Annotated in this window: 23 protein-coding genes; 18 read left to right on the top strand and 5 right to left on the bottom strand. The window is 64.3% G+C overall.

The window, feature by feature from the left end; genetic code table 11:
* Nucleotides 1-16 precede the first annotated feature (16 nt).
* Both miaA and dapF read left to right on the top strand, forming a co-directional pair.
* On the top strand, nt 17-940 hold the full coding sequence (gene miaA, locus ACIQT2_RS04130) for a tRNA (adenosine(37)-N6)-dimethylallyltransferase MiaA (RefSeq protein ID WP_402943849.1): 924 nt from the start codon (nt 17-19) through the stop codon (nt 938-940).
* A 37-nt stretch (nt 941-977) separates the two neighbouring features.
* Entirely contained in the window at nt 978-1,946 is a 969-nt protein-coding gene (dapF, locus tag ACIQT2_RS04125; RefSeq protein ID WP_402943846.1) for a diaminopimelate epimerase, read from the top strand.
* Here dapF and ACIQT2_RS04120 read toward each other — a convergent pair.
* Nucleotides 1,927-2,541, bottom strand: a complete 615-nt coding sequence (locus ACIQT2_RS04120; RefSeq protein WP_400331514.1) for a class I SAM-dependent methyltransferase — start codon at nt 2,539-2,541, stop codon at nt 1,927-1,929. The genes dapF and ACIQT2_RS04120 overlap by 20 nt on opposite strands.
* A gap of 526 nt (nt 2,542-3,067) precedes the next feature.
* Between ACIQT2_RS04120 and hflX the strand changes: the two genes are divergently transcribed.
* Together hflX and ACIQT2_RS04110 are read left to right on the top strand one after the other, a co-directional pair.
* Nucleotides 3,068-4,630 carry a GTPase HflX gene (gene hflX / locus ACIQT2_RS04115; protein ID WP_402943844.1) on the top strand — a complete coding sequence of 521 codons (1,563 nt, stop codon included), beginning with the start codon at nt 3,068-3,070 and terminating at the stop codon, nt 4,628-4,630.
* A complete protein-coding gene (locus ACIQT2_RS04110) occupies nt 4,623-6,680 on the top strand; it encodes an ATP-dependent DNA helicase (protein WP_400331520.1) in 2,058 nt (685 codons plus the stop codon). Before hflX ends, ACIQT2_RS04110 begins: the two co-directional genes overlap by 8 nt.
* A 98-nt stretch (nt 6,681-6,778) precedes the next feature.
* Here ACIQT2_RS04110 and lexA read toward each other — a convergent pair whose 3' ends face one another.
* The gene (gene lexA / locus ACIQT2_RS04105) at nt 6,779-7,525 is read right to left on the bottom strand and encodes a transcriptional repressor LexA (RefSeq protein WP_400331666.1); all 747 of its coding nucleotides are present in this window, start codon (nt 7,523-7,525) and stop codon (nt 6,779-6,781) included.
* A 350-nt stretch (nt 7,526-7,875) separates the two neighbouring features.
* Here lexA and ACIQT2_RS04100 point away from each other — a divergent pair, with 350 nt between their 5' ends.
* The 8 genes from ACIQT2_RS04100 (at nt 7,876) to ACIQT2_RS04065 (ending at nt 14,027) form a co-directional block, all read left to right on the top strand.
* Nucleotides 7,876-8,235 (top strand): LysM peptidoglycan-binding domain-containing protein, encoded by a 360-nt coding sequence (locus tag ACIQT2_RS04100; protein ID WP_400331523.1) that lies wholly within the window; start codon nt 7,876-7,878, stop codon nt 8,233-8,235.
* 77 nt (nt 8,236-8,312) lie between these two features.
* Nucleotides 8,313-9,440, top strand: a complete 1,128-nt coding sequence (locus tag ACIQT2_RS04095; RefSeq protein ID WP_402943841.1) for a histidinol-phosphate transaminase — start codon at nt 8,313-8,315, stop codon at nt 9,438-9,440.
* 64 nt (nt 9,441-9,504) lie between these two features.
* The gene (gene hisB / locus ACIQT2_RS04090) at nt 9,505-10,131 is read left to right on the top strand and encodes an imidazoleglycerol-phosphate dehydratase HisB (protein WP_089594411.1); all 627 of its coding nucleotides are present in this window, start codon (nt 9,505-9,507) and stop codon (nt 10,129-10,131) included.
* Complete coding sequence (gene hisH / locus ACIQT2_RS04085) at nt 10,128-10,853, top strand: imidazole glycerol phosphate synthase subunit HisH (RefSeq protein WP_400271300.1); 726 nt, start codon at nt 10,128-10,130, stop codon at nt 10,851-10,853. The genes hisB and hisH overlap by 4 nt, the downstream gene beginning before the upstream one ends.
* On the top strand, nt 10,854-11,012 hold the full coding sequence (locus tag ACIQT2_RS04080) for a hypothetical protein (protein ID WP_400331527.1): 159 nt from the start codon (nt 10,854-10,856) through the stop codon (nt 11,010-11,012). It abuts the gene before it with no gap.
* 31 nt (nt 11,013-11,043) lie between these two features.
* Entirely contained in the window at nt 11,044-11,787 is a 744-nt protein-coding gene (gene priA, locus ACIQT2_RS04075) for a bifunctional 1-(5-phosphoribosyl)-5-((5-phosphoribosylamino)methylideneamino)imidazole-4-carboxamide isomerase/phosphoribosylanthranilate isomerase PriA (protein ID WP_400331529.1), read from the top strand.
* The gene (locus tag ACIQT2_RS04070; protein WP_400331530.1) at nt 11,787-12,674 is read left to right on the top strand and encodes an SseB family protein; all 888 of its coding nucleotides are present in this window, start codon (nt 11,787-11,789) and stop codon (nt 12,672-12,674) included. The genes priA and ACIQT2_RS04070 overlap by 1 nt, the downstream gene beginning before the upstream one ends.
* Nucleotides 12,675-12,725: 51 nt before the next feature.
* Nucleotides 12,726-14,027 (top strand): MFS transporter, encoded by a 1,302-nt coding sequence (locus ACIQT2_RS04065; RefSeq protein WP_400331533.1) that lies wholly within the window; start codon nt 12,726-12,728, stop codon nt 14,025-14,027.
* An 80-nt stretch (nt 14,028-14,107) separates the two neighbouring features.
* Here ACIQT2_RS04065 and ACIQT2_RS04060 read toward each other — a convergent pair whose 3' ends face one another.
* Nucleotides 14,108-14,497 (bottom strand): DUF1844 domain-containing protein, encoded by a 390-nt coding sequence (locus tag ACIQT2_RS04060; protein ID WP_400331535.1) that lies wholly within the window; start codon nt 14,495-14,497, stop codon nt 14,108-14,110.
* Nucleotides 14,498-14,875: 378 nt separating this feature from the next.
* On the opposite strand from ACIQT2_RS04060, the gene infC reads away from it, so the two are divergent.
* From infC to ACIQT2_RS04040, 4 genes are all read left to right on the top strand, one after another.
* Complete coding sequence (gene infC, locus ACIQT2_RS04055; RefSeq protein ID WP_402943837.1) at nt 14,876-15,853, top strand: translation initiation factor IF-3; 978 nt, start codon at nt 14,876-14,878, stop codon at nt 15,851-15,853.
* Nucleotides 15,854-15,971: 118 nt separating this feature from the next.
* On the top strand, nt 15,972-16,166 hold the full coding sequence (gene rpmI, locus ACIQT2_RS04050) for a 50S ribosomal protein L35 (protein ID WP_347110628.1): 195 nt from the start codon (nt 15,972-15,974) through the stop codon (nt 16,164-16,166).
* A 119-nt stretch (nt 16,167-16,285) separates the two neighbouring features.
* Entirely contained in the window at nt 16,286-16,960 is a 675-nt protein-coding gene (rplT, locus tag ACIQT2_RS04045) for a 50S ribosomal protein L20 (RefSeq protein WP_400331540.1), read from the top strand.
* Nucleotides 16,961-16,986: 26 nt separating this feature from the next.
* On the top strand, nt 16,987-17,916 hold the full coding sequence (locus ACIQT2_RS04040) for a TrmH family RNA methyltransferase (RefSeq protein ID WP_402943834.1): 930 nt from the start codon (nt 16,987-16,989) through the stop codon (nt 17,914-17,916).
* 134 nt (nt 17,917-18,050) lie between these two features.
* Here the strand turns inward: ACIQT2_RS04040 and ACIQT2_RS04035 are convergent, their stop codons facing one another.
* Nucleotides 18,051-19,253, bottom strand: coding sequence for an MFS transporter (locus tag ACIQT2_RS04035; RefSeq protein ID WP_402943832.1), 1,203 nt, complete (start codon nt 19,251-19,253; stop codon nt 18,051-18,053).
* A gap of 131 nt (nt 19,254-19,384) precedes the next feature.
* Between ACIQT2_RS04035 and ACIQT2_RS04030 the strand changes: the two genes are divergently transcribed.
* The gene (locus ACIQT2_RS04030) at nt 19,385-19,819 is read left to right on the top strand and encodes a (deoxy)nucleoside triphosphate pyrophosphohydrolase (protein ID WP_402943830.1); all 435 of its coding nucleotides are present in this window, start codon (nt 19,385-19,387) and stop codon (nt 19,817-19,819) included.
* A gap of 9 nt (nt 19,820-19,828) precedes the next feature.
* Here ACIQT2_RS04030 and ACIQT2_RS04025 read toward each other — a convergent pair whose 3' ends face one another.
* Nucleotides 19,829-20,926: an Rv2578c family radical SAM protein gene (locus ACIQT2_RS04025; RefSeq protein WP_402943827.1), complete on the bottom strand. Its 1,098-nt coding sequence runs from the start codon at nt 20,924-20,926 to the stop codon at nt 19,829-19,831.
* 76 nt (nt 20,927-21,002) lie between these two features.
* Between ACIQT2_RS04025 and pcp the strand changes: the two genes are divergently transcribed.
* Nucleotides 21,003-21,644, top strand: a complete 642-nt coding sequence (gene pcp, locus ACIQT2_RS04020; RefSeq protein WP_402943825.1) for a pyroglutamyl-peptidase I — start codon at nt 21,003-21,005, stop codon at nt 21,642-21,644.
* Nucleotides 21,645-21,648: the final 4 nt, after the last annotated feature.

Raw genomic sequence — 21,648 nt, 5'->3', positions numbered from 1 at the left:
CCGGGTTCGGCGCATCATGCACCCTGAAGGGCCGGATACGTCCGCACTGCCCGTGATTGCGGTTGTTGGTCCCACCGGTTCGGGAAAGTCGGACCTTGGCGTTGAGCTTGCCCTCGCGTTGGACGGCGAAGTCATCAACGCCGATGCCTTGCAGTTCTACCGTGGCATGGACATCGGTACGGCCAAGATCACCATGGATGAACGCAAAGGCGTGCGGCATCATCTGCTGGACACCTTGGACGTCACCGAGGAAGCCAGCGTGGCCGGGTTCCAGGTTGAATGCCGGAGGACCATCCAGGACATCCATGCGCGCGGCAAGCGTGCCATCATGGTGGGCGGCTCAGGCCTGTATGTTCGGGCGGCACTGGACGTCCTCGAATTTCCGGGTACGGACCCCGTGATCCGCCAGCGGCTGGAAGCCGAGTGTGCGGCCACTGGCCTGTCCCCGCTCCGCGCGCGCCTGGAAGACGTCGATCCGGTCTCGGCGGCCAGGCTGGGTGACGCCCGGCGGGTGATCCGGGCCTTGGAAGTCCACGAACTCACCGGACGGCCCTTCAGTTCGTTCATGCCCCAACGCGAGTATTTCCAACCGGCAATCCAAGTGGGACTCTCAGTGGACCGGGACGTTCTCCGGGACCGGCTGGCGGACCGCGTCCACCGGATGGTGGAGGCGGGGCTCCTGAATGAGGTGAAGCGCTTGGATGCGGCAGGCCTGCGGCAAGGCAAGACAGCATCGCGGGCGTTGGGCTACGCACAGTTCCTGAAAGTCCTGGATGGCCAGGCGGGCATTCCCCAAGCGGCCGAGGAAACAATTGTGGCAACAAGGCAGTTCGCCCGGCGGCAATTGACCTGGTTCCGGGCGGACCCTCGGATCCACTGGCTCGACTGGCAGGACCCGGCCCTCGTTGCGAAAGCCGTGGCGCTCACCAAGGCCGCCTGATTTCTGGCCGAAGACCAGCGGCAGGTAGCCTAGATTCATGGATCAGACCACCGCAGTTTCCGCCCCGCAGCCCGGTGCGGCCGGGGCCACCTTGCCCGAAGCCGAGCTGTCAGGCCTGGCCTTCTCAAAGGGCCACGGAACCGGAAATGACTTTGTGCTGATCGCTGACCCCGGGGCCATTCACGAGATCACCCCGGACCAGGTGGCACAGTTGTGCGGCAGGCACCGCGGCATTGGAGGCGACGGACTGATCCGGGCCGTGCCGTCCCGCGATTTGCCCGAAGGCCGCGCCCTGCTGGAACAGGATTCCTCGGCCGAATGGTTCATGGACTACCGCAACGGCGACGGTTCATTGTCCGAGATGTGCGGCAACGGCGTTCGGGTCTTCGTCCACTTCCTTATCGACCAGGGCCTGGTTGAGCTTGGTCCCGGACAAGCCCTGACCATCGGAACCCGTGGCGGGATCAAGAAGATCGTCCGCTCGGACAACGGTTACGCCGTGGATATGGGCCCGTGGGAGTTCATCTTCCCGGCCGAAGCCACCTCCAAGGCCATGGACGCCCTGGTGAGCGCGGACGGACTGGAGGTGGCCCGCCCCGGCCTCTCGGTCAGCATGGGAAACCCCCATACCGTGGTGGCTCTGGCTGAGCTGTCTGAATTGTCAGCCACGCAGCTTTTCAAGGCTCCTGTGGTGGATCCGAAGCCTGCCAACGGCACCAACGTGGAGTTCGTCGTCCCCGCGGAGCCGCTGGTCCACGACGGCTTTGGATCCATCACCATGCGCGTTCACGAGCGTGGTGTAGGTGAAACCCAGTCCTGTGGCACCGGGGCGTGTGCAGCCGCCGTCGCCATTCGCCACTGGGCAGGGAGCACTGCGCCGAACGCGTGGCACGTCAACGTTCCCGGCGGCGTGGTGGACGTCAAGTTCTTCCCGGGGCCGGATGGCCGCGAGCATGTTGAACTCAGCGGGCCAGCCGTCATTGTGGCTAAAGGGACGCTTTCCTGACCCGAAGGATCCTGAAGGACTTGGAGGTGCTTTCACGGGACACCGTGAAGGACGTGTCCAATTCGGCAGCCAGCCATCGCTGCAGGGAGTCCGAGCCCAGGTTCTTCTGGACCACCAACCAGGCGTTGCCACCCGGCGCCAGCCTGGGCAGCCAGGTCAGCAGGAGTGAGTGAAGTTCGTCCTTGCCGATCCGGATGGGCGGGTTGGACCAGATGGTGGAAAACTCGACGTCGGCAGCTACCTCGTCGGGAAGGCTCGCCTTCACATTGCCGAGCCCGAGCGATGCTGCGTTCTCGTTGGTCAGCGCGATGCAGCGTTCGTTGACGTCCACGGCGTAGACCTGCGCCGACGGGGCCATCAGACCCATCGTCAACGCAATCGGACCCCAACCGCAGCCGATATCCAGCAGGTTCCCGCGGGGCGAAGGCGGCGGCACGTCCGAGAGCAGGATCGCTGTTCCCTTGTCTATGCCGTCCGGACTGAAAATCCCGGAGGAGGTCTGCAGATGCCGGGTAGCTCCGGCCAGTTCCACCGTCAAAGCCTTACGAGTGAAGGGACCGGCGGGTTGGGCGCTGAAATAGTGTGCAGACTCCATAATTTGCCAGATTAGTTGGCGATCGGCGCCTTGGGAAACTGCAGCCCGGAAGGGTCAGTTTGACACGGGATGCTACCGTGGAAGGCATGTTCTTGATCTTTGAGTAATCAGCCCATGGCTCTGCCCGCGATGCAGGACCGCGCTGCCGAATCACTTTCCGTGACCAGCGCCGCCCATTCCGCCCGGCAGGTTCCCCGGCTCGGTCCGCGTCCCCTTCCGGGGTTCGGGCGCTCAGAAGATCACGTCACCATCCGACCCCATGCTCCGTCGACCCGGCCTGGCTGCTTGCAGGCCTGACCGGCCTTGTGTGGGTGCGACCGGACAGCACGGACAGTCTTCAGCCGGACCGGACCTCTGCGCGGATCCGACCGCCACCACCCACCAGCCAGGCCAGCCGGACGCCATCCGGCTGCCGGCCACGCTCCAGGAGGCCCTTTTGGCCCAAGCACGTCAGCCCAGCGCGAATACCGACGCGCCGCACAGCAAACAGCATTATTCTGGAATTGCCGAACAGTCTAAGGAGACCATGACCACCCAGAAGCACTCCGGATCCGATTCCGACGCCCAGGACATGAGTCCTGAAGAGATCCAGGCCGTCATCGACCGGATTTTGTCCAAGGATGTCCCAGCGCAGGCATCCGGGGATCCTGACGCCAAGGGCGTTCTTGGCAAGGCCCAAGCGATCTCCACGCTTGACCAGGAGCACAGCATTTTCGACGGCGAGCAGGAAGACCTTGCTGAACGCCGCGCGCTCCGCCGGACGGCAGGCCTTTCCACGGAACTCGAGGATGTCACCGAGGTTGAGTACCGGCAGTTGCGCCTTGAACGAGTGGTCCTCGCAGGCCTCTGGACCGAGGGCACCTTGGCCGATGCCGAGAATTCCCTGCGGGAGCTCGCGGCGCTTGCTGAAACCGCCGGTTCGGAAGTCCTGGATGGGCTGGTCCAGCGCCGGACCAAGCCTGACCCTGGAACCTTCCTGGGGTCCGGCAAGGCCCAGGAGCTCAAGGCAATCGTCGCCTCCACCGGAGCCGACACGGTGGTTGTGGACACCGAGCTTTCGCCGTCCCAGCGGCGTGGCCTGGAGGACATCGTGAAGGTTAAGGTTGTTGACCGCACCACGTTGATCCTGGATATCTTCGCCCAGCATGCAAAGAGCCGTGAGGGCAAGGCCCAAGTGGAACTGGCCCAGCTGGAATACCTGCTCCCCAGGCTCCGCGGCTGGGGTGACTCCATGTCCCGCCAGGCCGGTGGGCAGGTGGGTGGCGCAGGCGCCGGCATGGGTTCCCGTGGTCCCGGTGAAACCAAGATCGAACTCGACCGCCGCCGCATCCGTACCCGGATGGCCAAGCTGCGTCGGGAGATCGCCGCGATGAAGCCGGCGCGCGAGACCAAGCGGGCCAACCGCCGTCGTCATGCCGTTCCTTCCGTCGCGATCGCCGGCTACACCAACGCCGGCAAGTCCTCACTGCTCAACCGCCTGACGGATGCCGGTGTCCTGGTGGAGAACGCGCTGTTCGCCACGTTGGATCCCACGGTCCGCAAGGCCCAAACGCCTGACGGTATCGGTTACACCTTGGCCGACACCGTGGGGTTCGTCCGCTCACTGCCCACACAGTTGGTTGAGGCATTCCGTTCAACGCTCGAGGAAGTGGCGGATTCGGACCTGATCCTGCACGTCGTCGATGCCTCGCACCCTGATCCCGAAGGTCAGATTGCGGCTGTGCGGACAGTCTTCAGCGAAGTCGATGCCCGGAAGGTTCCGGAAATCATCGTCTTGAACAAGGTGGACGTGGCGGATCCGTTCGTCGTTGAGCGCCTCAGGCAGAAGGAACCGCGCCACGCCGTCGTTTCGACCCGCACGGGGGAGGGAATTGCCGAACTCCTGGAGACCATCAGCCAGTCGATCCCGCGGCCGGGCGTCCGGCTGGAGGTGCTCATTCCCTACAACCGCGGCGAGCTGATCAACAAGCTGCATAACTCCGACGCCGAAATCCTTAGCCTTGAGCACGAGGAAGACGGCACGCGCGTGGTGGCGATGGTCCGCGAGGGCCTGGCCGCCGAGCTGGAGTCGTTCGTCAGCAATGGTTGAGAAGGTGGCGGCGGAACCCGCTGCGTCGGTGGGGGAGAAGTTCACCCTCGAGCTGTTGGACAAGGCTGTTGCAGGCATGGGCGGCCAAAGCCGCACTGGCCAGCATGAAATGGCCAAGCACGTTGCCCGGGCCATCGAGTCCGGGGAACACCTGCTGGTCCAGGCGGGAACGGGAACGGGTAAGTCGTTGGCTTACCTGATCCCGTTGATCGCCCATTCCATGGACAGCAACAAGCCCACGCTGGTGTCCACCGCCACCCTGGCCCTCCAGACGCAGATCGTGGGGAGGGACCTTCCCCGTCTGCTGGAGACCATCAACCCGGCCCTGGAACGGCCAGTGAATGTGGCGCTCGTCAAGGGCCGGGCCAACTACGTGTGCCTGCAAAAGCTCGAGGGCGGGTTTCCCAGCGAAGAACCCTCCGAGGGACAGCTTTTCTCCCTCGGAGAGGACACCAGCGTGCCGCACTTCGCCGCATCGCTGGGCGGGCCGTCGTCGCAACTGGGCAAGGAAGTAGTGCGGCTGCGCGAGTGGGCGGAGAAGACCGCCACGGGCGACCGCGACGAACTGATGCCGGGTGTGACAGACCGTGCATGGCGCCAGGTTTCAGTTACCTCGATGGAATGCCTGGGGGCGCAGAAGTGTCCCCTGGCGGAGGAGTGCTTCAGCGAGCAGGCACGCGCCCGGGCGGCGGAAGCCGATGTGGTGGTCACCAACCACGCGATGCTCGCCGTGAGCGCCTTTGAGGGACTGGCAGTCCTTCCGGAGTATGACGTGGTGGTGGTGGACGAAGCCCACGAACTCCAGGACCGGGTCACGGGAGCCGTGTCCGGCCAGTTGTCCGTGGCCATGATCCATGCTGCGGCCTCAAGCGCACGCAAGCACACGGCCATCACCGTCGATGCCCTGAACGCGGCCGCGGACAGGTTGGACATGGCCCTTGTTGGTGTTCCAAGCGGCTTGGTGCCCAACGGCCTCAACGACGAACAACTTGATTGCCTGGACCAGCTCCGGGACGCCACCAGGGCCGCCCTGTCCGATTCGAAAACGGATTCGTCGAACGCCGTGGACGGTGGACGCCAGTTGGCCCGTTCGCGGCTCATGCTCATTCTGGAACTATCGGAGCGGTTGCTGGCCGCGAAGGAAAATCGTGAAGTGGTGTGGTTCTCCAGGAACAGCACTTTCGATCCCCAGCAGGGCTACTCGCCGCCTGACGAAACAGCTCCCGCACTCATTAATATTGCTCCCCTGAGCGTGGCCGGACGCCTCCGGGAAGGGCTGTTTGCGGGCCACACGGTGGTTCTGACGTCCGCCACGCTGGCCATCGGGTCGGCGTTCGAGCCGGCCGCGGGCGGGCTGGGCCTGCTGGGGGACGGAGCTCCCAGCTGGACAGGCTTGGACGTGGGATCGCCCTTTGACTATCCGAAGCAGGGCGTCCTCTACGTGGCGAAGCACTTGCCCAAGCCCGGACGCGGCACCTCGCCCGAAGCCCTCGACGAGCTTGAGGACCTCATCCGTGCCTCCGGCGGCGGAGCGTTGTGCCTGTTTTCGTCCCGGCGGGCAGCCGAGGAAGCCGCGGAAGCCATGCGGCTGCGGCTCGATGTGGACATCCTGTGCCAAGGAGAATCCACCATGGCAGCGCTGGTGAAACAGTTCGCTGACGAACCCGATACGTGCCTTTTCGGCACCATGTCCCTGTGGCAGGGGGTGGACGTGCCGGGTGGCTCGTGCCGCCTGGTGGTCATTGACAGGATCCCCTTCCCACGGCCCGATGATCCCCTGATGACGGCAAGGTCGCGTGCTGTGGCTCAGTCCGGTGGAAACGGGTTCATGGCCGTCTCGGCGACCCATGCCGCAATCCGCCTGGCGCAGGGAGCAGGCCGGTTGATCCGGTCTACGGGAGACAAGGGCGTGGTGGCGATACTCGACTCGAGGCTTTCCACCGAAAGGTACGGCGGCTTCCTGCGGGCTGCCTTGCCGCCCTTCTGGGCCACGACCGACCGGAAGACCGTCCAGGGCGCCTTGCAAAGGCTGGCCCGGAGCGGGCGATAAGACGATTCTTCAGGGGTGCCCGCCACCGCTGGCGCGGGCACCCCTGAAGCAGTGTGTGCCGACGCGGGTCTTCGAACAGACCTTCTGGAGGATGGCCCTTAAAGGGAGCGCAACACCGACACGACTTTGCCCATGATGGTGGCTTGATCGCCGAGGATGGGCTCGTACTGGGTGTTCTGGGGGAGGAGCCAAGTGTGGCCGTCGCGTTGGCGGAATGTCTTGACCGTGGCCTCGTCGTCCAGGAGGGCTGCCACGATATCGCCGTTGATGGCGTCATTCTGCCGGCGGACAACAACCCAGTCGCCATCGCAGATGGCGGCGTCGATCATGGAATCACCGGCGACCTTCAGCATGAAGAGTTCGCCATGGCCCACCAATTGCCGCGGGAGGGGCAGGACGTCCTCCACGGTCTGGTCGGCCAGGATCGGGCCACCGGCAGCGATGCGGCCCACCAGGGGAACCATCGCGGTGTCGCTGGCACTTGCCAGCTCGGTGACGGCGAGGCCGCCGGTACTGCGCAACGTTGCGGGGGCTTCCACTCCCGGGATGGTGGCACCACCGTCAAGGGTCAGTGGCATGAGGACTTCCATGGCGCGAGGACGCTTGGGGTCCCTCCTGAGGTAGCCGAGTTTTTCCAGCTGGGACAACTGGTGGGTGACGCTCGAGAGGCTGGCCAATCCCACCGTATCCCCGATTTCGCGCATGCTGGGCGGGTAGCCGTTGTCATTGACGGAGCGCTGGATGGTCTCGAGGATCTTCTTCTGACGGACAGTCAGGCTTTTGGGACTTTTGGTGGGCTGTTGGCTCCGCAGGGGTGCCCCGCCGCCTGTGGCCTTCGCTGCCATGTTCGCCATTGCCCTTCCGTTCCGCCCGGCGGCGTTCTGAGTGCTGCCGGGATGTGGGTCAAAAATGTCAGACCCTCCTGATGCACTGCTTTTGTGCCTGTTTCTTCCCTCAAACGTAGGCCAGGCACCAGCGTTTATCAAACATTTGTTCTAGCGAGTCTCGACACCGTTCGTTGATAAGTGCTAAAAATGTCATAGCAAGGTTCGAATATGTGTTCTAGTAATCCGGATCGAAGCCGAGATGTTCGAAGGAAGTGTTCGAATATCGCGGCGAGACCAACGAACACAAGGTATTGGCAGCAGGGTCCTGGTTCCCCGGGACCAGGCAATCGCTCAGAAGGGCTCAGCTCATGTCCGCAGTCACAACGTTCCACGAGTTCCGCAACGCGCCGGTACCCACCCGCATCCGGCTCACCCGGCGCGGGCGGATCGTTTTCTTTGGCATCCCGGCCATGTTGCTCGTGGCCGCGCTGCTCACGTTTGCGGGCTTCCTGAACTCGCCGGCCAAGGCCTCGGATTCCCCGTCGCAACTGCAACCGCCAGTCGCCGTCAGTGTCACCGTGCAGCCCGGTCAGTCCCTGTGGGGCATTGCAGGGGCTGCCGCACCCGAGCGTGACCCGCGGGACGTCATCACGGAGATCATCCAGCTGAATGATCTCCGTGGCGGACGCATCACCCCCGGTCAGCAATTGTTTGTTCCTGCCAAGTAGTCCATACGGACGGTGGCGCGGATCCTCTCCGGCGTCACAGTTACAGGGCACTCACCGGCGCACCTTAAACTGGTGGGGTGACTGACCAGCTTGAGCGACTCGACCGACTTCCCCTCCGGACCAACCTGCGTGGACTGAGCCCCTACGGCGCACCGCAGCTTGACGTTCCGATTCTGCTCAACGTCAACGAGAACACCCATGGAGTGCCCGCCGATGTCCAGGCCGCGATCACCGAAGCCGTGGCCGCAGCGGCCACCGGACTGAACCGTTACCCCGACCGCGAGTTCACTGAATTGCGGGAGGCGTTGGCGGAATTCCTGGGCCACGGCCTCAGTCCTGCGAACATCTGGGCTGCCAACGGATCCAACGAGGTTCTCCAGCAGATCCTCCAGGCTTTCGGTGGTCCCGGCCGCAAGGCCCTTGGGTTCCCTCCCACGTATTCCATGTACCCCCTCCTGGCCAGCGGCACGGACACTGAGTACGTCCGTGGTGTTCGTGGCGGGGATTTCAGTTTGGACGCCGCGTCTGCCGCCGCGCAGGTGGCTGAGGCGGGCGCAAATATCGTCTTCCTGTGCTCGCCCAACAACCCCACCGGAACGGGTCTTGGCTTGGACGTCGTGGAGGCTGTCTATGAAGCAGGAGAGGCCAGCCAGGCGATCGTGATCGTGGACGAGGCTTACCACGAATTCGCCCACGACAACACTCCCAGTGCCCTGACCTTGCTGCCGGGCCGGGAACGGCTCATTGTTTCCCGCACCATGAGCAAGGCTTTCGCACTTGCCGGTGCGCGGTTGGGCTACATGGCTGCGGCGCCCGAGGTCACCGATGCCATCCGCCTGGTCCGGCTGCCGTACCACCTCTCGGCGGTAACGCAGGCGACCGCCCTGGCAGCCCTGCAGCACCGCGAGGCCCTGATGGCCGACGTCGAGGACATCAAGGTCCAGCGTGACCGCATCGTCACTGAATTGCTGCGGATGGGCCTCAAGCCGGCGGCCTCGGACTCCAATTACGTGTTCTTTGGTGGCTTGGAGAACCCGCAAGTCATCTGGCAGGGCCTGCTGGATGCTGGAGTACTGATCCGCGATGTTGGGATCCCCGGGCACTTGCGTGTCACTGCCGGTACCGAACAGGAGACCACAGCGTTCCTGGAAGCTCTTGAAGCGCTGCTGGCCGGCGAGGCCGGTGTTGCTCCACGGCTCGGTTAAGAAGCCACCCACTTAGACTTGTCCCTAGATCCATTTCCCTTTTCGTGTTAAGGACGTTCCCCAGATGAGCGAAACCGGCGCCACGCCGTCCGCTGCCCGTACCGCGCGCATGGAGCGCACCACCAGTGAGTCTTCTGTCCTGGTGGAGATCAACCTGGACGGTTCGGGTGTCTCGGACATCAGCACCTCGGTCCCGTTCTACGACCACATGCTGACTGCGCTGTGCAAGCACTCCTTGATCGACATGACGGTCAAGGCCACGGGGGACACCCACATCGACGCCCACCACACCGTTGAAGACGTGGCCATCACCTTCGGCGAGGTCCTGCGGACGGCGTTGGGAAACAAAGCCGGTATCCGTCGCTTCGGCGAGGCCACCGTTCCCCTGGATGAGGCTTTGGCCCACGCAGTTGTGGACGTTTCCGGCCGCCCCTACCTGGTGCACGGCGGGGAGCCCGCCGGACAGGAGTACCACCTGATCGGGGGACACTTCACTGGTTCACTGACGCGGCACGTCTTCGAAGCCATCACGCTGCACGCAGGTATCTGCCTGCACATGAATGTTCTGGCAGGACGCGACCCCCACCACATTGTGGAGGCACAGTTCAAGGCATTCGCCCGGGCGCTCCGCGCGGCCGTTGAATCCGATCCCCGCGTGGAGGGTATTCCGTCCACCAAGGGAGCACTATGAGCAACCAGATCCTCAAAGACGGTGCGGTGACTGACGCATCGGCTTCCGCAAAGCCCGAATCGCCCGAGGGCAAGCCCACGGTTACGGTGCTGGATTACGGCTCGGGAAATGTGCGTTCGGCGGTGCGGGCACTGGAGCGCGCAGGCGCCCACGTCGTGTTGAGCGCCAAGCCGGAAGACGTGCTGAACGCTGACGGACTGGTGGTTCCCGGGGTCGGTGCGTTCGAGACTGTCATGAAGGAGCTCAAGGCCGTTGATGGCATCCGCATGATCGGGCGCCGCGTTGCCGGAGGCCGGCCGGTCCTCGCCATTTGTGTTGGCCTTCAGGTGATGTTCGAGGCCGGAGTGGAGCACGGTACCGAATCCGAAGGAATGGCCGAATGGCCAGGCAAGGTAGAGCTCCTGCCCGCTCCCGTGGTTCCGCACATGGGGTGGAACACCGTGGACGTTCCGGAGGGGTCCAAGCTCTTCGCCGGAGTGGAGGACGAGCGTTTCTACTTTGTGCACTCCTACGGCGTTCAGGAATGGAACTTCGACGTTGTCCAGCCCCGGATGGCTCCGCCCATGGTGACGTGGTCCGAGCACGGAGCCCGTTTCATCGCCGCGGTGGAAAACGGCCCGCTGTGCGCTACGCAATTCCACCCGGAGAAATCGGGTGATGCCGGTGCCAGGCTGCTGCGCAACTGGGTGGACGGCCTCCGGAAACCTGAAGGCGCCGCCTGAATGTGGTCCGTAGTGCTCATGGGGCTCGCCGGCCTCCTGGTAGGTGGGGGCATCTCCTTCCACCAGCAGAAAAAGCCCCTCTGGGTTTCCATTTCCTTCTACGTGCTGGCCGGGATGTCCCTCCTGGCCGCCTACCTCCTGACGCTTCCGGGCAAGTAACCCGGCGTTCCCATCAACTGCAAGGACACACATGACCACGCCCGCACAGTCCGTTCTGGAACTTCTTCCCGCCGTCGACATTGTTGACGGCCAGGCGGTCCGCCTCCTCCAAGGAGAGGCGGGCTCGGAAACGAGCTATGGCACGCCCCTTGAAGCAGCCCTGAACTGGCAGGAAGCCGGCGCTGAGTGGGTGCACATGGTGGACCTCGACGCCGCCTTCGGCCGGGGCAACAACGCAGACCTGATCAGCGACGTGGTTTCCCAGCTCAACGTGAAGGTGGAGCTGTCCGGCGGGCTTCGCGACGATGAGTCGCTGGAACGCGCCCTGGCCCTCGGCGTAGCCCGGGTGAACCTCGGTACGGCTGCGTTGGAAAACCCGGAATGGACCCGCCGTGCCATCGAGCGCTTCGGCGACAAGATCGCCGTCGGTCTTGACGTCCGCGGAACCACGCTGGCCGGCCGCGGTTGGACCAAGGAGGGCGGCGATCTCTGGGAGGTCCTGGCCCGTCTTGAGGACGCCGGCTGCGCCCGTTACGTGGTCACCGACGTGACCAAGGATGGCACGCTGCAGGGACCCAACGTCGAACTGCTCCGCCAGATGGTGGAGAAGACCGGTAAGCCCGTGGTGGCGTCGGGTGGTATTTCCAGCCTTGAGGACCTCCGCGTGCTCCGTGAGTTGGTTCCGCTGGGCGTCGAGGGTGCGATCGTGGGCAAGGCGCTGTACGCCGGTGCCTTCACGCTCCCCGAAGCGCTGGACGTCGCCGGCCGCCGCTGATGGCAGGGCACCAGGAACACCGCCGGGAGCTTCCCGGGCACATTGCCGCCGCCCTGGCGGGTGCCGGCGGGCCCACCGATTCCGCCGGGCAGCCGTGGGCGGGGCGCAGCCTGGACGGCGACGCCGCCAAAATCCACAACTTCGAGGACGACGACGGTTCGGCCGATTCGGGATACCTCGCCGCAGTAGCGGCCTTGCTGGACGGCAATGGCAGCGAAGCCGATGTGGTGTCGGCGCTCGCCACGGCCAGGGTCTTCGTGCCCGTGGTTGCGACGCTCGCCGAAGAGGCCGAAGGCGTGGACGGGCTCCATGCCGACAAGCAGGCTGATATGGCGTTGGTCACTCTCAAGGCTCCTGACGGAAGGACGGCCATGCCCGTCTTCACTTCCGCGGATGCCCTGGAGCGATGGCATCCGGGGGCCCGGCCTGTTGCTGTTTACGCGGCCAGGGCGGCACTTTCCGCCGTATCCGAGGGTGCACAACTGCTGGTCCTGGACCCGGGTTCGGATTACACGTTCGTGGTGCGCCGCCCGGCCATGTGGGCTCTTGCCCAGCAGAAGGACTGGACGCCGTCCTACCTTGATGATCAACTGGAGGCTGCTCTCGCTTCCACGGTTTCTGGTTTCCGCACGGTCCGCAGGCTTGAGACGCAGCCCGGTGCGGGCGTTGCGTCCCTGACGGCCGATGGCCGCCAGGTACCTGGCGGCGGAGCGGGGCCGGAGTTGCGGGTAGTGCTGTTCCTTGAGGACGGGCTGGACGCCGTAGCGGTCCAAGCGCTCGTGGCCCAATTGAACGAGGCCTGGGCAAGGATGGATTCCTTTGCCGAGGGCGTTGATTCCATTGAAGTAAAACTGCAGCGTGCAGCACAGGAGCCCGCGCAGCATTAACGGCAGCACCCGTTCCCCGGGGCTGCCTTGGGGAACAAGAGGAAACTGGCTGTGAATTTCGCTCTCTATAAGGAGATGCTGTCCATCCGCCCTGTGCGGCGGTTGCTGTTGGTGGGCATGGTGGCCCGCATCCCGCATTCGGCGGCCGGCGTCCTGTTGACGCTGCACATAGTCCTGACTTTGGGGGAGGGGTACGCCGCAGCGGGGGCTGCTGCGGCAGTCATGACCATCGGGATCGCGCTGGGAGCTCCTTGGCGCGGACGCCGGGTAGACATGGTGGGCTTGCGTAGGGCCCTTATTCCTTCCGTCGTGTCCGAGACCGTGATCTGGTCGATCGTGCCGCACGTTTCCTATCAATGGCTCCTGCCCCTGGTGTTCGTGGGCGGCCTGTTCACGCTGCCCATCTTCAGCGTGGTCCGGCAGTCGCTGGGTGTGATGGTGGATGGTGAACAGCGTCGCGGCGCCTTCGCCCTGGATTCGATTGCCACCGAGCTCGTGTTCATGATCGGACCGGCCATTGGTGCCATTGTCGCCACGAGCGGTTTCTCGGCGCTGGGCTTGACTGCCGTGGGAGTGTCGGTTTCCGTGGCGGGCCTGTTCCTGATCTGGTTCAATCCTCCAACGAGGAGCGAGGATCCCTGCTCGGCCGAGGAGTCCGCGGAACGTGCCGCGGCCGATCTTTCAGCCGCCGAGGCTGCCATGGTTGCTTCCGCACCCGGCCATGTCCAGGAGGCTGCCTCCGAAATGGCGCCTTCGGCGTCCAAGGGTGGCCTGCGGAGCCGCGTTGCCCGCAATTTCACGTGGTTCACCGTCTCAGTAGCTGCGCTGTTCGCCGTTGCGGCGGGCTCCGGAATGGTGCTCAGTGGTTCGGACGTGAGCATCGTTGGCTTGCTGGAACGGGGAGGCCACCAGAACCAGATCGGCATAGTCTTCTTCTTCTGGTGTGCTGCCTCGGTGGTCGGTGGACTTGTTTACGGCGCCATGAACCGCCCGGTCTCGCCCATGCTTCTCCTGTTGGGCATGGCCGCGCTGACTATTCCCATGGGCTTTGCACGGGACACATGGACGCTGGCCTTCCTGTCGATCCTCCCCGGCCTGCTGTGTGCGCCCGTGCTGTCCGCGTCCTCGGAGAAGGTTGCCGACCTTGTGGACGAGGAACGTCGTGGTGAAGCGATGGGCTGGTACGGTTCGGCGCTGACGGCCGGTGTGGCCCTTGGTGCGCCGCTGGCGGGGGTGTTCATCGACAACGTGGGACCGTCCGGGGGCTTCGCTGCGGTGGGTTCTGCCGGCGTCGTCCTGTGCGTTGCAGGTTTCGTCCTGATGTCCTTGCGCCGCCGCGCCGCCCGCGTCTGAGGCGCCTTGGGCCTTAACAACGATGGCGACCCGAACCGAAAGGTTGGGTCGCCGTCGTCGTTTGCTGCTTGGGCTTGCCGCTAGTTCACCGGGCCGGTGAACTTTTCGCCCGGACCCTTGCCCGGTGCGTCCGGGATGAGGGAAGCCTCGCGGAATGCCAGCTGAAGGGACCGCAGGCCATCGCGCAAAGGACCGGCATGCTGGGAGCCGATCTCCGGGGCGGCCGCCGTGACCAGGCCGGCCAGGGCGGTGATGAGCTTGCGGGCCTCGTCAAGGTCCTTGAGGTCTTCCGCGTGGGGATCGTCGGCCAGGCCAACCTTGACCGCTGCGGCGCTCATGAGGTGCACGGCGCCGGTGGTAATAACCTCGACGGCGGGAACTTCGGCGATGTCGCGGATCTGCTGGGAGACTCCGGTGTCTGCCGCGTCTCCGCCGAAGGAGTTACGGTGATTGCTGTCTTCAGTGCTCATACTGGTAAGCTTGTCACAGACCGACTGGAAGTCGTTATTTCTACGTTTAGTGGAACTGCAGTCTGTGCCCGCCGTGTGAATGTGCGCTTGGCGGGTTATTTCTGTAGACTTGATTTTCAGTTTGCAAGCGGAGTTCTCTCCCACCCGCGTCAGCCGCTTCCCTCACGGGACTTGAAGGTTGCCGGGTAACCTGGTCGGACGCTTCACGGCATTGCCGGAAGTGCAGTTGGCTCCCTTCGTGGGGCTGCGCCGATCTTCGAGGCCTTCGATTGCACCAGCAATTGGAGGCCTTCTCTTTTTGCCGGTGAAACTCACCACAACCACAGGAGCTTTAACATTAGCGAGCCAAGAATCAATGAGCGTATCCGCGTCCCCGAGGTGCGGCTGGTCGGCCCTGCCGGCGAACAGGTAGGAATTGTCCGCATTGAGGACGCCCTGCGTCTTGCTGCCGAGTCCGATCTCGATCTCGTTGAAGTTGCCCCGCAGGCTAAGCCTCCTGTTTGCAAGTTGATGGACTTCGGCAAGTACAAGTACGAGGCCGCAGTCAAGGCGCGCGAAGCCCGCAAGAACCAGACCAACACGGTTCTGAAGGAAATCCGCTTCCGCCTGAAGATCGACAAGCACGACTACGAAACCAAGCGTGGACACGCCCTCCGCTTCCTCGGTGCCGGTGACAAGGTCAAGGCCATGATCCAGTTCCGTGGCCGCGAGCAGCAGCGTCCCGAAATGGGCATCCGCCTCTTGCAGCGCTTTGCCGAAGACGTTGCCGAGGTTGGCGTTGTCGAGTCCAGCCCGCGCATCGATGGCCGCAACATGGTCATGGTGATCGGTCCGCTCAAGAACAAGGCCGAGGCCAAGGCCGAAGCCCGCCGCGCAGCACAGCGTGCCGAAGCCAAGGCCCAGAACGAGGCCAAGGCGGCAGCACGTGTGGACACCTCGGGCGACCAGGGTCCCATGACCCAGTCCCTCGCGGATCTCCTTCCTGCCGGCCTCACGGCTGCCGGGGAAGAGGCCACTCAGGAAACCGAAGCTCCCGTAGTCGAGGAAGCCACGCAGGCGGCAGCCGAGGAAGCTCCCGCCAGCGAAGCACCCGCGGTTGCGGAGGCTCCGGAGGAAACGCCGGTTGCCGAGGAAGCCCCGGTTGCCGAGGAAGCCGCTGTTGCTGAGGAAGCTCCGGCTCCCGCTCCCGTGGCGGCACCTGCACCGGAAGCGCCGAAGCCTGCTGTCCCGTCCGCTCCGAAGCCTGCCGTTCCGGCGGTTCCGAAGCCGATGGCCAAGCCTGCAGCTCCCAAGCCGGGCGCACGGCCCGCGGCCCCCAAGGCCGCGCCGAAGCCTGCATCACGCAAGACCAACTAGTTCGACGCCCAAGGAGCTCCGCTCCGAACGGCAAGCAACCAGCACGCCGGCCCTTGGAGGCAGGCTGCACGAAAGAACTGCGGACATTGTCCGTGGATACGTAAGGAGATCGGTTCCCATGCCGAAGATGAAGACCCACAGCGGTGCTAAGAAGCGCTTCAAGCTGACCGGCACCGGCAAGCTGAAGCGCCAGCAGGCCAACCGCCGCCACTACCTGGAGCACAAGCCCACCACCCTGACCCGTCGCCTCGCCGGCGACAAGATCGTCTTCAAGGGCGACGCCAAGGTCATCAAGAAGATGCTGGGCGTCTAAGTTCCAAGCTCTAAGGTTGCCGCCGTCCGGCGGGGACCGACTACACCAAAAGCCTTCTCAGGCCGGCCGGAGATCCGGCAGTAGCAGCTTGGGATAAAGATTTCTGAAGGAGTACGCACGTGGCACGTGTGAAGCGGGCGGTCAACGCCCACAAGAAGCGCCGGGTTGTCCTCGAACGCGCAAAGGGTTACCGCGGTCAGCGTTCGCGCCTTTACCGCAAGGCAAAAGAGCAGCTGCTGCACTCGTTTGTGTACAGCTACGGCGACCGCCGCAAGCGCAAGGGTGACTTCCGTCGCCTCTGGATCCAGCGCATCAACGCTGCATCCCGCGCCAACGGCCTCACCTACAACCGTCTCATCCAGGGCCTGAAGGCTGCTGAGGTTGAGGTTGACCGCCGCATGCTCGCCGAACTGGCTGTTTCCGACGCCAACGCTTTCACCGCCCTGGTGAACGTTGCCAAGGCTGCCCTCCCGGCTGACACGTCTGCTCCGGCCAAGGCCGAAGCTGCTCCGAAGGCTGCCAAGGTTGCTTCCGCTGCTGCCACGGCCACCGCTGTCAAGGCTGTCGTTTCCGACAAGCCCGCCATCGACGGTGCCATCGCAGCCGTCGAGGGTGAGGGTGCTCCCGAAGGCCACGCCATCAAGGGCAACGCCGAGTCCAAGAAGTACCACGTTCCGGGTTCCACCTGGTACGAGAACACTGCTGCTGAGTACTGGTTCTCCACCGTTGAGGCTGCCAAGGCCGCAGGCTTCGAGCCCGCAGGTGGCGAAGCCCGCCAGCAGATCAAGAACTAGTCGCAACTGCCACTAAAGTTCTTTATATGAACGAAACCGGGCGCCCGCAAGAAATAACGATGACCAACCCCCGAGCTGATCGGGTGAGGGATGTCGCCAAACTTGCCGGGCGCCCGGCGCGTTTAAAGCGCGGCCGGTTCCTCGCTGAAGGACCGCAGGCCGTGCGGGAGGCGCTGACCCTCCACCGTGAGCGGCTCGCGGCCGGAGGTGCCGCCGTCGTCCATGAAGTCTTTGCCAGCGAAGCGTGCCTGGACAGGCTTCCCGAACTTGCGGACCTGGCCCGTGGCACGCAGCTCCGGCTGGCCAGCGATGATGTGTTGGCCGCCATGGCGGACACCGTCAACCCGCAGGGCGTCGTGGCCGTGTGCAGCTTTGTGGACGTCAGCCTTGAGAGCGTGCTCGACGCCGGTCCCCGCCTTCTTGCCGTGATGTGCCAAGTGCGCGACCCCGGTAACGCGGGAACCGTACTGCGGGCCGCCGACGCAGCGGGCGCGGACGCTGTGGTGCTGACCGGCAGCAGCGTGGACATCTACAATCCGAAGGCCGTACGCTCCACGGCTGGCTCCCTCTTCCACCTTCCTGTTGTCCTTGGGGCTGATGTCGAGGAACTCGTGGCGCTCTTTAAGGCGCGTGGGATTGGCGTCCTTGCAGCGGACGGCTACGGCACCGTGAACCTGGACAAGCTGCAGGACGAGAACGCCGCCCGGCGGCTCGGCAACGGGGATGTTGCTTCGGACTACGCTCTGGAAGCGCCCACGGCCTGGCTCTTCGGCAATGAGGCGCAGGGTCTCTCCGATGCGGAACTCGGCCTGGCCGACCATCGGGTGGCTGTGCCCGTCTACGGTTCAGCCGAAAGCCTCAACCTGGGAACGGCGGCCACGGTGTGCCTGTACGCCAGTGCCCGGTCCCAGCAAGGATCGGTATTCACCAGCGCTCAGGCCGGCGGAGATGCATAAGTAAGTAGTTACGTTCCGGGTGCGGTGTTGCTGGTGGCCTCGAAGATCACCATGGGTGCCGCATACCGGCCAGGACAAAGCAAAAGCGATCGGCTCCGCACTGCGGAGCCGATCGCTTTTTGGTTCTGCAACTGTCAGGCCAGGGGCTTCCTGCTTTCCACCAAGCCGCTGACCACAGCGACACCCAGGCCGAGCACGGCAAGGACAGCGCCTACCAGCGCCGGAGCAACGTAACCCCAACCCCAGGCGATCACGGTTCCGCCGAGGAATGCTCCGAGGGCGTTGGCTATGTTGAGGGCCGAATGGTTCAAGGAGGAAGCCAGCGAAGCCGCGCCGGGAGCCGCGTCCAGGAGGCGGGTTTGGAGCGCGGGTGTCAGCATGGAGCCGATTCCGCCGACGACGAAAGCCATGAGGAAGGCGGACCAGGCCCAGTGCGCAGCAATCGCATACACCACCAGGGCTACGGCGATGCCGGGCATCACCAGGTAGATGGTGCCCATGACGGAACGGTCCGCGATCCTGCCACCGATGATGTTGCCCACCACCATGCCAACGCCGTACAGGGCCACGACCGCCGGAATGAGGCTCTCCGGGATACCGGCCACGCTGGTCATCGTGTGGGCGATGTAGGTGTAGACGGCAAAAAAGCCGCCAAAGCCAATGATGCCGATCAAGAGTGCAAGCCAAACCTGGAGACGCTTGAGGGCGCCCAGTTCGCGCCTGATGCTCGCCTCCGGATGGACCGGCTCGAAGGGTACGAACTTCCAGACCATCGACACGGTGACCAGGCCGATCGCACCGACGATCACGAAGAGGAGCCGCCATCCGAACGTTTGTCCCACCCAGGTGGCCAGGGGGACGCCGATGACGTTGGATACGGTGAGTCCGGCCATGACCATGGAAATGGCCCAGCCGCGTTTGGTGGGTGCCACGAGGCTGGCGGCGATGACCGCGGCAACACCGAAGTAGGCGCCGTGGGGGAGGCCTGATGCGAACCGGGACAACAGCATGAGTCCGTAATCAGGTGCGATGAAAGAGGTCAGGTTGGCGATGGACAGGAAGAGCATCAGTCCCAGCGCCAGGTGCTTGCGGGGGAGCTTGGCCCCGAAGGCCGCGAAGACCGGCGCGCCGATGACCACGCCCAGTGCATAGGCCGAAATCAGGTTCCCGGCCTCGGGCGTGCTGATGCGAAGCCCGTCCTCTACCTCTTTCAGAAGCCCCATCATGGCGAACTCGGTGGTTCCGATCGCAAACCCACCCATGGCCAGCGACAGGATGGCCAAACCAAGGTGGCGCCGCGTGGGACGGGAGGTGGGTGGGGACATGGTGGTAGTCATAAGCCTGCTTCGTGAGGGTGTCCCCGGGGCCGGGGTAGGAAGAAAAACCGAGATCAAGTTTAGTGGCCAGCGGCCTGCGGGGCTTTGTTTTGTGATGATGCCCATGGTCCCGCCACCCCTAGACTTATCCAGTGACTGCATTGATCAACGTGGTGGGCGCGGCTGTGGTCGATTCCCTTTCAGCTCCTGCCCTCCTCCTGGCCGCCCGCCGTACCGCGCCTCCCCAGTTCGCGGGGATGTGGGAGTTCCCTGGTGGGAAGGTGGAAGCCGGGGAGTCGGCGGAATCGGCACTCCAACGGGAGCTCATGGAGGAACTGGGCGTCACTGTCCGCCTGGGCGAGGAAGTGCAGTCCGGCAGCACCTCCGGCTGGACCCTGAATGAGCGGGCCGCGATGCGGGTGTGGTTCGCTGAACTGACCGGCGGAGAGCCCCGTCCCTTGGAAGACCACGACGAACTGCGGTGGGTATCCCTCGACGGGAACGAAGTCCTGGAGCTCGAATGGATCCCCGCCGACTTTCCCATCGTGCGGGCGTTGCTGGAGCGCGTGGCCACCTCCGCGCTGTAGGGGCCTGTCTTAGAACAAGGTCTCCTGGCCCGCCTCGGTGGCCCCCGCAGGATGGGCGGCGTCGTGCGCCGGTTCCGTAGTCCGGGGCCGGGCGTTTCTGTGGCTGAACCCGTGCGTACCCGCGAAGCCATATTTGGCCTTGAAGTGATTGACCCGCCCCGCCAGCCATGTCCGGTATTCCTTGGGCGCGTAGGAGCCCTTCCCGTAGAGCCGACGGTACCTGCCCACGAGTTCCGGATGGTTATGGGCCAGCCATTCCATGTACCACTCGCGGGTTCCGGGCTTGAGGTAGAGCGCCCCGGCGGTGACCCCCGTGGTGCCTGCCGCGGCGAGTTCGGAGAACAACGAGTCCAAGGCCTCATCCGAGTCAGTGAGCCACGGCAGGATGGGCATGGCCATGACGCCGCAGCCGAGCCCCGCGTCGCGAAGCCTGGCAATCAACTTCAACCGGGCTTTGGGGGAGGGCGTCCCTGGCTCCATGAGCTCCGCGAGGTCCTGGTTGGTCATGGCCAACGAGATTCCAAGGTCTACGGGAACCATGGTGGCTGCGTGCTTGAGCAAAGGGATGTCCCGGGACAACAGGGTGCCTTTGGTCAGGATGGAAAACGGGGTTCCGGAGTCTGCCAGGGCGCGGATGATTCCCGGCATGAGGGAGTAGCGGCCCTCGGCGCGTTGGTAGGGGTCCGTATTGGTGCCCAGCGCCACGGGGTGGTGTTGCCATGAGGGTTTGGCCAGCTCTTTGCGCAGGACCTCGGCCACGTTGATCTTGACCACCACTTGGGAGTCGAAATCGCGGCCGGAATCAAAGTCCAGATAGGTGTGGGTTTTCCGGGCGAAGCAATAGACACACGCATGGCTGCAGCCGCGATAAGGATTCACGGTCCACTCGAACGGCATCTGGGAACCGGCAGCCACCTTATTGAGCACTGACTTGGCGGTGACCTCATGGAAGGTGACTCCGGAGAATTCGGGTGTTGAGATGGAACGCACCAACCCGGAGAGCGGCAGCAGGGCATCCACAACCGGGGCAGGGCCGGGAGCTGTGCCGGCACCGGATCCGGGTACGCGTTCACGGCTTGGTGAAAGTGCTTGTGCGTCCCATCTCATGACTTCCATTCGAAGGTATGTTCGAATTTAAGTCAAGTGCTTCGAAGCCGGTTCCGGGCGTTGCTAAGGTTGGCCCATGATCCTGCTGACTGGATTCGAACCCTTTGGCGGCGATGCCACCAATCCGTCGTGGACCGCTGTGCTGCAGGCCGCCCGGATACTCCGCGCCGAGGGCCTGACGGTGGGGACGGTCGAGCTGCCCTGTGTCTTTGGCGAATCGGTTGATGTGTTACGGCAGGCCATTGAGGCCCACCAGCCGGAACTGGTCCTCAGTGTTGGCCTGGCCGGTGGCCGCAGCAGGATTTCCTTGGAGCGCGTGGCCATCAATTGCGACGACGCCCGCATCCCCGACAACAAGGGCAACCGTCCCATCGACCAGGAAGTAGTGCCCCGGGGTCCTGCCGCCTACTTCACCACCCTGCCCATCAAGGCGGCCTTGCGGAGCCTTCAGATTGAAGGCATCAAAGGAGAAGTCTCCCAATCCGCCGGAACCTACGTTTGCAACCATGTTTTCTACGCGCTGATGCACGCTTTGAACGACCGGTCCGGGGCCAGGGGTGGATTTGTCCACGTGCCGTACGCCACGGAGGATCTCGTTCAGGGCAGCACGGCACCGTCCATGCCCCTCGAATCAATGGCGAGGGGCATCGCCGTCCTTATTCGTACCGCGGCCCAAACCGGCACCGATGCCAAGCTGTCCGCAGGCGCCATCCACTGACCTG

The sequence above is a fragment of the Paenarthrobacter sp. NPDC090522 genome (assembly GCF_044769225.1).
Classification (GTDB): domain Bacteria; phylum Actinomycetota; class Actinomycetes; order Actinomycetales; family Micrococcaceae; genus Arthrobacter.
Note: the sequence above shows the minus strand (reverse complement) of the source record. Positions and strands in the feature narration are given on the sequence as shown.

Coding starts and splice junctions, on each gene's coding strand:
- ACIQT2_RS04035 (WP_402943832.1), bottom strand. CDS start 19,253: ATGACTACCACCATGTCCCCACCCACCTCCCGTCCCACGCGGCGCCAC.
- ACIQT2_RS04060 (WP_400331535.1), bottom strand. CDS start 14,497: ATGAGCACTGAAGACAGCAATCACCGTAACTCCTTCGGCGGAGACGCG.
- ACIQT2_RS04100 (WP_400331523.1), top strand. CDS start 7,876: ATGTCCGCAGTCACAACGTTCCACGAGTTCCGCAACGCGCCGGTACCC.
- rpmI (WP_347110628.1), top strand. CDS start 15,972: ATGCCGAAGATGAAGACCCACAGCGGTGCTAAGAAGCGCTTCAAGCTG.
- priA (WP_400331529.1), top strand. CDS start 11,044: ATGACCACGCCCGCACAGTCCGTTCTGGAACTTCTTCCCGCCGTCGAC.
- dapF (WP_402943846.1), top strand. CDS start 978: ATGGATCAGACCACCGCAGTTTCCGCCCCGCAGCCCGGTGCGGCCGGG.
- ACIQT2_RS04040 (WP_402943834.1), top strand. CDS start 16,987: ATGAACGAAACCGGGCGCCCGCAAGAAATAACGATGACCAACCCCCGA.
- ACIQT2_RS04025 (WP_402943827.1), bottom strand. CDS start 20,926: ATGAGATGGGACGCACAAGCACTTTCACCAAGCCGTGAACGCGTACCC.
- ACIQT2_RS04110 (WP_400331520.1), top strand. CDS start 4,623: ATGGTTGAGAAGGTGGCGGCGGAACCCGCTGCGTCGGTGGGGGAGAAG.
- lexA (WP_400331666.1), bottom strand. CDS start 7,525: ATGGCAGCGAAGGCCACAGGCGGCGGGGCACCCCTGCGGAGCCAACAG.
- ACIQT2_RS04080 (WP_400331527.1), top strand. CDS start 10,854: ATGTGGTCCGTAGTGCTCATGGGGCTCGCCGGCCTCCTGGTAGGTGGG.
- miaA (WP_402943849.1), top strand. CDS start 17: ATGCACCCTGAAGGGCCGGATACGTCCGCACTGCCCGTGATTGCGGTT.
- ACIQT2_RS04070 (WP_400331530.1), top strand. CDS start 11,787: ATGGCAGGGCACCAGGAACACCGCCGGGAGCTTCCCGGGCACATTGCC.
- hisB (WP_089594411.1), top strand. CDS start 9,505: ATGAGCGAAACCGGCGCCACGCCGTCCGCTGCCCGTACCGCGCGCATG.
- hflX (WP_402943844.1), top strand. CDS start 3,068: ATGACCACCCAGAAGCACTCCGGATCCGATTCCGACGCCCAGGACATG.
- hisH (WP_400271300.1), top strand. CDS start 10,128: ATGAGCAACCAGATCCTCAAAGACGGTGCGGTGACTGACGCATCGGCT.
- ACIQT2_RS04120 (WP_400331514.1), bottom strand. CDS start 2,541: ATGGAGTCTGCACACTATTTCAGCGCCCAACCCGCCGGTCCCTTCACT.
- pcp (WP_402943825.1), top strand. CDS start 21,003: ATGATCCTGCTGACTGGATTCGAACCCTTTGGCGGCGATGCCACCAAT.